Here is a 9035-nt window from a genome sequence, read left to right on the forward strand (position 1 = left end):
CGTAAAAAACGTTTCATGAGTTAATGACTGATGACAAGTAAAAACTGGCTGAGTTATTAAATACCCAAAAAAAAACAAACGTTTAGATAAAAATGTAATGTTTTAATATTACAGCCAATATACTCGTTATTATACTTAATATCCTAAACGTCTCTATTGATGAATTTATCAAAAATGTATATTTAGATATTTTTGATAAGAACATCTGAAACTAATAATTTCCTTAATCCTTTTATTTAAATAAATATTACATACTAAATAAGTTTTATTTTCATATTAAGCTAAAAAACTTATTCCATTAGCATTTACCTTAATGGGTAAACATAATATTCCTTTATTTAAAATTAAAAGGAAAATTATGCTTATCTTATTATGGAGATAAGATGCTTATGTCCATCATTCTTTAAAGTGTTCATCCGTTAAAGTTAATAAGATGTTATTTATATTATAGAGGAAAAGTATGAAAAAGGTTATTCTTGCTACTTTAATTACTACTGCCGTAGCTTTAAGTTCGTCAGCATTTGCTGCTGGTGGACAAGGTCAAGGTTCTGGTCAAGTTAAATTCCACGGTTATATTATTGATGCTCCATGCTCAATAGAATCAGATAATCCAATCGAAGTTGATTTCGGTCAAATATCTCGTAAAGCACTGACCGCGAATAATAACACCGGTGAAAGTCATGTTAGAACATTTAGCATTGAATTAGCTGACTGTGATATTTCTGACTTAACTGAAAAACAAGTTACTACTACATTTAGCTTCACTGATGCAGGTCAAGATACCAACTTAGTTGGATTTGATGGTAAAGAAGCAATGGGTGCTGGTATTGTAATTACTTCTGGTAACAACAAAGTATTGAACAACGTTGCCACTAAACCACACAAATTAACTACTGGTCCTAACTCTCTACAATTCGCTTCTTATGTGAAAGGTCTAGGTGGTGCAGCTGATGACGCTATTAAAGTCGGTGAATTCTACGCAACCGCTAACTTTACTTTAGCATACCAATAAGAAATAGCAGGTCAGTTTTATATTAATAAAACTGACCTGTTCTGCTAATTGGAACTATTAATGAAAAAATGGATATCTCTTTTATCATTATTATTAGTCACTTCATATACGTATTCGTCCACAGAACCAGGACATGGTCGAGTCGATATGAGGGGGACTATAGTTGAGACACCCTGCTTAATTGATACAGGAAGTGAGGATCAATCAATAAATTTAGGTATTATTCCTATTTCATATATGTCTCAATATGGCGCATCACCAGAAAAAACATTTTCAATTAAATTGATAGATTGTCAGTTAGTGTCAACAGAAAAAGAAAACTTTCTGTGGGAAAGTTTCGATGTAACTTTTGATGGTGCTAATAATGGTAATTATTATACCGTCAATGGAGATGCAAAAGGCGTTGTTTTACAAATAAAAGATACCCGTGAGCAATTAGCTATACCAGGGAAGAGTATGGATAAAATACAAATCTCACCTGGGGATATGCTTTTAAATTATAAATTAAGACTTATTACTGATGGCTCAGATATAAAAGCTGGTGATTTTCATACTATTATTATTTATAGAATCAGTTATTACTAATTCTAATTATTCGGATAATCATAATGTTATTATTGAAAATAAAAAAATGTATTAGTAAGGAAACTGATCATAATAAGTGCCTTTTTTTATTTTTAATCCGGCATATTCAAACGCATTTGAATTTAGTGCAAATATGTTTAATTTAGAAGATGGCGAAAATATTGATGTCACTCAGTTTTCTAAATCAGGGTATATTCTACCAGGAACCTACACATTAAAAATTCAGCTTAACGAAAATGTTATTGCTGAACAACCAATCACTTTTTTATGCTGATGAATCTCGAGAAACAGGTAGCTCAGTCTGTTTATCACCAGAACAAGTTTCATTATTAGCCCTAAAACCAGAAATACTGAAACAAACCACTTGGCTAAATGATGGAAGTTGCCTTGATTGGAGTTCACTCTCTGGTGCAACTTATACGGGTGATCTTAGTACATTGACATTACATATTAGTATGCCTCAAGCCTATATTGAATATTCAGATGCAACATGGGAGCCCGCTTCACGTTGGGATGAAGGTATCTCTGGACTTATATTTGACTACAATATAAATGCTAAAACACATAGACCCCATAAGTCAGGAAATAATACATATTCGTTAAATAGTAATGGTGTTGCTGGTATTAACTTAGGTGTTTGGCGTGTTCGTGGTGATTGGCAAGGACGTTTAAACCATGATACAGGCTCTCAAGATGCTGTAAATACAGATTTTAAGTGGAGCCGATTTTATGCTTATCGTGCAATTTCCCAGCTAAAAGCTAAATTAACGTTGGGAGAAGTTTATTTAGAATCAGATCTATTTGATACATTTAGATTTATTGGTGCGGTATTAGGTTCTGACTTATCTATGTTACCACCCAATTTACGTGGGTATGCTCCAGAGGTTAATGGTGTCGCACAGACCAGTGCTCAAGTCATTATTTCGCAACAAGGACGAATTATTTATCAGACTCAAGTTGCCGCCGGACCTTTTAGCATTCAAGATTTAAGTAGTGCAGTTAGTGGTACTTTAGACGTTAGAGTTGAAGAGCAAGATGGACGTGTTCAAGAGTATCAAGTTAATACTGCAACAATCCCTTATCTCACTCGTCCTGGACAAGTGAGATATAAAGTCGGTTTTGGACGCCCAGCAGATATGGATCACCGAGTTAATGGGGATGTATTTGCCACTGGTGAGTTCTCATGGGGGGTAACAAACGGCTGGTCATTATTTGCAGGTAGTATTAATAGCCAAAATTATAATGCGTTTTCTGTTGGTTTTGGACGTGATTTACTTGTATTGGGTGCACTGTCATTTGATGTAACTCAATCTATTGCTAAGCTTTATAATGGTGGTGACAAGGATAAGTACCAAGGTCGTTCATATCGAATCAGTTATTCGAAAAGGTTTGATGATATAGATAGCCAAATACAATTTGCTGGATACCGTTTTTCTGAACGTGATTTTATGAGCATGTCTCAATTTTTTAGATGCTCAACAAAATAATGGTGTTCGGGATAATCACCAAAAAGAATTATATACCGTTACACTAAGTAAAAACTTTAGAGATTATCGACTTTCAACAGGTTTAAATTATCGTTACCAAACATATTGGAATCAGCCTGACCAAAACCGTTATGATTTCACTGCAATAAAATATTTTGATATCGGTAATTATAAAAATTTTATCTTTATCATTAAGTCTCTTTAAAAATAAAAGTAATTGGGGTAATGACCAAGGTGCTTATGTAAGTATGACCATGCCTTGGGGAACTGGTGGTAATTTAAGTTATAGTTCAAACATTGATAATGATAATAATATTTCAAATAGCGTTGGCTTCTTCAATCGCATTGATGACAACACTTCATATAGAATAAGTGCGGGTAATCAACGTAAAGGTGCTCTTGCTAATGCTTATATTTATCATGAAATGAATAATGCTAAGTTAAGTGCGACTGCAGATTATGTTCATAATCAATATACGGCATTTGGTTTGAATATGCAGGGTGGTTTGACTATGACAATGAATGGTGGGGCCATACATAGAAGTAGTTTACCTGGTGGTACACGTCTGTTAGTTGATACCGATGGTGTTGCAAATATCCCAGTTCAAGGATATAGCACTCCTGTCTATACAAATGCTTTCGGCAAGGCCGTCTTACCTGAAGTGAATAGTTATTATAAAAATAAAATTAAAATTGATATTAATAACCTTCCTGAGAATGCTGAGGTTAATGACAACGTATTATTAGCAACGTTGACTGAAGGTGCTATTGGTTATCGTAAATTTGAAGTTAATTCAGGTATGAAATTAATGGTTGTTATTAGATTAAGTGATGGAAGTTATCCTCCTTTTGCAGCTCAAATAACGAATTCAAAAAGATAGAAATACCGGCATCGTAGGTGAATTTGGTAATGCTTATATAACAGGTATTAATCCAAATGAATCAATGACTGTTAGCTGGGATGGAAATAAAAAATGCCAAATTAATTTCCCTGATAAAATAGAAAACAATGGCCAATCTTTAATACTAGTATGTTCCGATGTTATGGAATAAAAATTAATTCTAATAGAGCTGACGTTATGACTATTCTAAATAAAAATTTTTGTATCGGGTTATTATGTGTTATTTCCACGAGTGCACAAGCAGCACTTTCCTTAGACCGTACACGAGTGATATTTGAAGGAGATAAAAAATCTGTTTTCTTTAAATGTTGCAAATACAAGTGAAAAACTACCTTATCTTGCTCAAGCGTGGATAGAAAATGATAAGGGCGTTAAAATTCAGTCGCCATTTGTTGTTGTTCCTCCTGTACAGCGAGTTGAACCTGGAAAACCGACGCAAGTTAAAATAGAAGCTATTAATGTCTTACAAGCATTACCTCAAGACAGAGAAGTATATTTTATTTTAATCTAAGAGAGATCCCACCTAAGAGTGAAAAAGTTAATGTATTGCAACTAGCGTTACAAACTAAAATTAAGCTTTTCTATAGACCAGAAAAGTTAATTATGAGTGGAACGGATATTATTAATAATCCATGGCAAGAAAAAAGTAGTGCTACAAGAAAATGGTAGTAACTACACTGTTGAAAATCCAACTCCATATTATGTCACTATTGTTAATATGGCAAAGGATGAAAAAAGTAAAAACAGATCCTAATTTCAATCCAATCATGTTAGCGCCATTTGGTAAAGATACTATAAATGTTAATCCATCAGTATTAGGTTCTAAACCTGTGATTACGTATATTAATGATTATGGTGGACGTTCTCATGTATCTTTTTTCTTGTGTAAGCAAATAAATGCGCTGTAAAAAGAAAAAAGGCTAATGATGAAACTATCAAAATTTTATTTTGTATAAAGTTGTTGGATTAGTTGTTTTTTTCTTTATCTTTAAATGCAATGGCACAAAAAGATCCCAATCAAACGCTATTCCGACCATACACTAGTACTGAAGGTATTGATGGTGCTAAAGGGCAACTTTATGTTTATGGCTCTCTTGTTGAAAGTCCTTGCAAAATTGGCAATGACATCTAAATATCAAGAAATTGATTTAGGTATTATTGGTACTGCTGAACTTCAAAAATATTGGGAAAGTGGGTAAATCAATACCTTTTTCTATTGAACTAATAGATTGTATTAGAACACCTGCAAGTGCAACAAATAAAAAAGCTGGATACTTCTTTTTGGAGTCATATTCAACCATCTGTTAAAATAAAATTTTATGCCAAACAGTTCCTTTTTACCCTAATCTAGTTTCTGTTACTGGCGCAGAAGGTTTTGGTTTATCTATTCTTGATAAAGATAAGAAGACAATATCGTTGAATGAATATACGACACCTGAGATTTTGCAGCCTGGTCAAATATTTTGACTTACAATTTAGCGCCTGTACGAATCTCTCAAGATTTAAAAGCGAGCAACTATACAGCGATTATTTTACTTTTTTACTATCTTATGAATAGAGATATTTATTATGAAAATGATAAAAGAAATAATTTTAATAATATTTGTTCTTATTTTTTATACCTAATATTTTCCTATTCTGCTTCTTCAGGAATAAATCAGACCAGCATCTATATTCATGGTTCAATATTAAACGCGCCTTGTAAAATAAGAAATAAGATTATAGATGTAGAATTTGGCGAAATTATTGGCAAATATCTTTATATACACGATAGAACACGTAGTATCCCTTTTTCTATTGAATTAGATGATTGTAAAACTTATATAGCCAATTCTGTTATTGTTACTTTTACTGGGAAGCCTTCTTCCGGTGAGGGACTAGGTGGTTTTCTTGCATTGGATAGCAGTAGTGTCGCCTCTGGGGTAGGGGTTGGTATAGAAACAGATAGTGGAAAATTTTTACCCCTAAACCAAAGTACAAAGGCTATGGGCTTAATTAGTGGCTATAACGTTTTAGCTTTTAAAGCCTTTGTTAAAGGTGATGATAGAGTATTAAGAGATAAGTCACTCGGTTTTGGTGAGTTTTTGGCGACAGCGACATTCGTATTGGAATATCCATAAGGTCATATATTATGAGAAAGTTACTTGTATTTCTATTATTTTTTCCTATGCTATCTTTTGCTAACAATGCTTGGTATGTAAGTATTCCTAAATATAGAATTAATCCAAGTGCTCCAGAAACTAAACAGTTCGAATATACTTCAGTTTTATATTTAAGTGAAGAAGGTTTAAAATCAAAAGAACCTTTAAATGCTAATTGTTCGAGAGGGTGTTGGGTAGGCGTAAACACGCAGACTTTATCTCGTGGTCCTGGTGATGAGCGTTATCTAGATCCAGAACAAGAAAATATTTATTTTAGAGGTAGAACTGTTGGTGACGCTTTAACAGCAATATATGAGCGTTTGGGTTCCTACTATTATGTAAACCAAGCAACAGCACCAAATAGAATAGGTGAAGGTATCGTGTGGTGTGGAGCAATTGGTATATCTACATCAGGTGCTGATATGTCATATAAAATAATGTCAGGGGGCGAGTGCAGTAGTCTACCTAATCCGCCTGATGTAGAATGTTCTTTAGAAACCGCTGGTATTGATTTGGATCACCGCGAACTCGTTGCAGATGAAGCTGAAGGAAATACGGTGTCTGGTGATTTTATCATTCGTTGCAACCAAAATGCTCAGATGTATTTATCGTTAATGAGTCCTAATGAAGAAAATAGTAATCCTAATATAGGTACTAGAGTAAGATTAAAAGAAAATGAACTATATAGCTTACTCACTATTAATGATAAACCCGCTGTAAATAGGACTCTGTTCAATCTATCTGCTAAGGATAACAGATTTACGGTTACATCTACTCTTTTCACTCCTACAGGTCAAGTAGAGCCTGGACCATTCTCAGCTTTTGCTTATGTTATTATGTCGTATGTATAAAATTTTATACATGCATCTCGAGTGAGTTGTTGTGTAAAAGTGGTTTGTTTAAACTTTTATACAAAACTCACTTTTTAAAGACCGACCTTTTTATCTGATATACCGCATATTTTTTATTTCTCACTATCAACAGATCTCCCATACTGATAGAACAAAAAGGAAAAAGCTCACTCTACTATCTCGAGCAAAGTGAGCTTATTTTACTATACGATATTGAGTGACTAATTTGACTTATTAGTTTTGTTCTTTAACCTTAAAGATTGATACTTTATCTGTTAAGTTTTGTGCTTTCTCATCTAAAATCATTGTCGAAGTTGCACCTTGTTCAACTAATGCCGCATTTTGCTGAACAACAGAATCCATTTGGTTAATGGCTACTGCGATCTGTTCAATACCCACTTTTTGCTCTTCTGATGCAATACTAATACCCTGCATAATATCGCTGACTTTAGTAATAGAAGAAACGATCTCTTGCATATGTTCCCCCGTTTTATTAACCAACTCTCTACCATGCGCAACATCCGCAACAGATTCTCTGATAATTTGGTTAATTTCACGCGCCGCATCTGCACTTCTTGCAGCTAGATTTCTCACTTCTGTTGCAACAACCGTAAATCCACGGCCTTGCTCACCTGCACGCGCCGCTTCAACGGCTGCATTTAACGCCAGAATATTCGTTTGGCTTGCGATGTTATTAACCACATCATTGATTTCAGCAACTTTTAATGTTCCTATCTCGATTTTCTTCATCGAGTTAATTGCATCATTCATAATGTTAGAACCATCAATCGCTAAATCGCGTGTCTCTGCAGTAATGGAGTTTGCTAAAATCGCATTATCAGTATTATTCACCACTGCTATTTTTATCTCTTCCATACTTGCGGCTGTTTGTTGCAGAGCACTTGCTTGCTCCTCTGTACGAGAAGAGAGATCTTGGTTACCAGAAGCAATTTCTGCTGAACCTTTTTTGATCTCTAGTGCTTCTTCTTTAACAAGTTGAATCGTTGATGTTAGCGCCGTTTGCATATCCCCCACATTAGAGAATAAAGTGCCAAACTCATCATTTCGTTTCTTAGGCAGTGTGAAACTTAAATCACCCTCTCCCACTTTCTGCAAAATAGCTGACAGCGTATTCAAATTAAAGATAAACGTTTTATTTACCCAGCGAATGACAATATAAAGAAGCACCAGAATGATCCCCAACGCAATGATAGTCGTATAAAGTGACAACTGCACCATCCAAGCTTGCTGTGCTTTAATATCATCATTTACACCTTTAGTGATGATAAGATATTCATCAAAAAGATCAGATAACCGATTGAAGTCACTGGAAAGGTTTGATTCTGTATAATCTAGCGTATCAATAGGTGCAATAAGTTCATCTAGAAGATAATAGAATAATACGGATAGTTGTTCTGAATTACGTTGAGCATCAGGGCTTATCTTCTTCACACCGACCCAATGTGTAATCGTTGCTTTTGATTTTTCTGCAAGCTCTTTCGCTTCAGCAACCAGTGATTTAATTGTTTCTTGCTTGTTCTCATCCGTCATCGTTTTCAACAACATGAGGTAGTTAACGTGAGAACGAATCGTCGCTAATTCATACCTTGCTTCTTGAACACTATTCAATCTGGTATTCAAGGAATCCAATGATGCGAAGTTTTCTTGCATTCTATAAATAAAAAAAACGACGACAATACAGATGATAATAAAGAAAAATGGCTAACAGTATGATAGAACCTACTTTAGCTGATCTTTCAATACTCATGAAATAATCTACCCCGGCAATAAAATAATACAAATGTACTCATTTATCGGCACGAAATAGATTTTATTTACTTATTAATCAGAATTATCGATACAAACACTTATTACAATTCTCAATCAATGATGCTAATTAGTTTTTTACTCTATTTTCAAACTCTTAATGCAGATCATATACCATAATGAAATAGTATTTCAGTGTTATTAATTGGCTTGTTGCGAGGGGTTGATTTTGATTAAAAAGAAAAATGGGTAAAAAATTTAAGTTCACCACAACACAATAAACACGGTTT

General features: G+C 34.0%; 9 protein-coding genes and 1 pseudogene. 9 read left to right on the plus strand and 1 reads right to left on the minus strand.

Annotated elements, in window-relative coordinates; all coding sequences use genetic code 11:
• Positions 1-460: 460 nt before the first annotated feature.
• The 9 genes and pseudogenes from BHE89_RS04205 (at position 461) to BHE89_RS04230 (ending at position 6978) form a co-directional block, all read left to right on the plus strand.
• Positions 461-1012: a fimbrial protein gene (locus BHE89_RS04205; RefSeq protein WP_069369658.1), complete on the plus strand. Its 552-nt coding sequence runs from the start codon at positions 461-463 to the stop codon at positions 1010-1012.
• 60 nt (positions 1013-1072) lie between these two features.
• Positions 1073-1597, plus strand: a complete 525-nt coding sequence (locus BHE89_RS04210; protein WP_077885159.1) for a fimbrial protein — start codon at positions 1073-1075, stop codon at positions 1595-1597.
• Positions 1598-1673: 76 nt separating this feature from the next.
• On the plus strand, positions 1674-1871 hold the full coding sequence (locus BHE89_RS23675) for a FimD/PapC N-terminal domain-containing protein (RefSeq protein ID WP_171742458.1): 198 nt from the start codon (positions 1674-1676) through the stop codon (positions 1869-1871).
• Complete coding sequence (locus BHE89_RS23680; RefSeq protein WP_216080982.1) at positions 1840-3084, plus strand: fimbria/pilus outer membrane usher protein; 1245 nt, start codon at positions 1840-1842, stop codon at positions 3082-3084. Before BHE89_RS23675 ends, BHE89_RS23680 begins: the two co-directional genes overlap by 32 nt.
• Before the next feature lie 155 nt (positions 3085-3239).
• Positions 3240-3965, plus strand: coding sequence for a fimbria/pilus outer membrane usher protein (locus BHE89_RS23685; protein WP_171742460.1), 726 nt, complete (start codon positions 3240-3242; stop codon positions 3963-3965).
• A gap of 46 nt (positions 3966-4011) precedes the next feature.
• Positions 4012-4137 carry a hypothetical protein gene (locus BHE89_RS26875; RefSeq protein ID WP_353615103.1) on the plus strand — a complete coding sequence of 42 codons (126 nt, stop codon included), beginning with the start codon at positions 4012-4014 and terminating at the stop codon, positions 4135-4137.
• Between the two features lie 26 nt (positions 4138-4163).
• A pseudogene (locus BHE89_RS27370) lies at positions 4164-4894 on the plus strand (fimbria/pilus periplasmic chaperone).
• 555 nt (positions 4895-5449) lie between these two features.
• Entirely contained in the window at positions 5450-6106 is a 657-nt protein-coding gene (locus BHE89_RS04225) for a fimbrial protein (RefSeq protein ID WP_128860316.1), read from the plus strand.
• Positions 6107-6117: 11 nt separating this feature from the next.
• Positions 6118-6978, plus strand: a complete 861-nt coding sequence (locus BHE89_RS04230; protein ID WP_069369663.1) for an MrpH family fimbial adhesin — start codon at positions 6118-6120, stop codon at positions 6976-6978.
• A gap of 234 nt (positions 6979-7212) precedes the next feature.
• On the opposite strand, the gene BHE89_RS04235 is transcribed toward BHE89_RS04230, so the two are convergent.
• Positions 7213-8619, minus strand: coding sequence for a methyl-accepting chemotaxis protein (locus tag BHE89_RS04235; protein WP_286145877.1), 1407 nt, complete (start codon positions 8617-8619; stop codon positions 7213-7215).
• Positions 8620-9035: the final 416 nt, after the last annotated feature.

Origin of the sequence: Shigella sp. FC1967 (assembly GCF_001743005.1) — a bacterium.
Lineage (GTDB): Bacteria > Pseudomonadota > Gammaproteobacteria > Enterobacterales > Enterobacteriaceae > Proteus.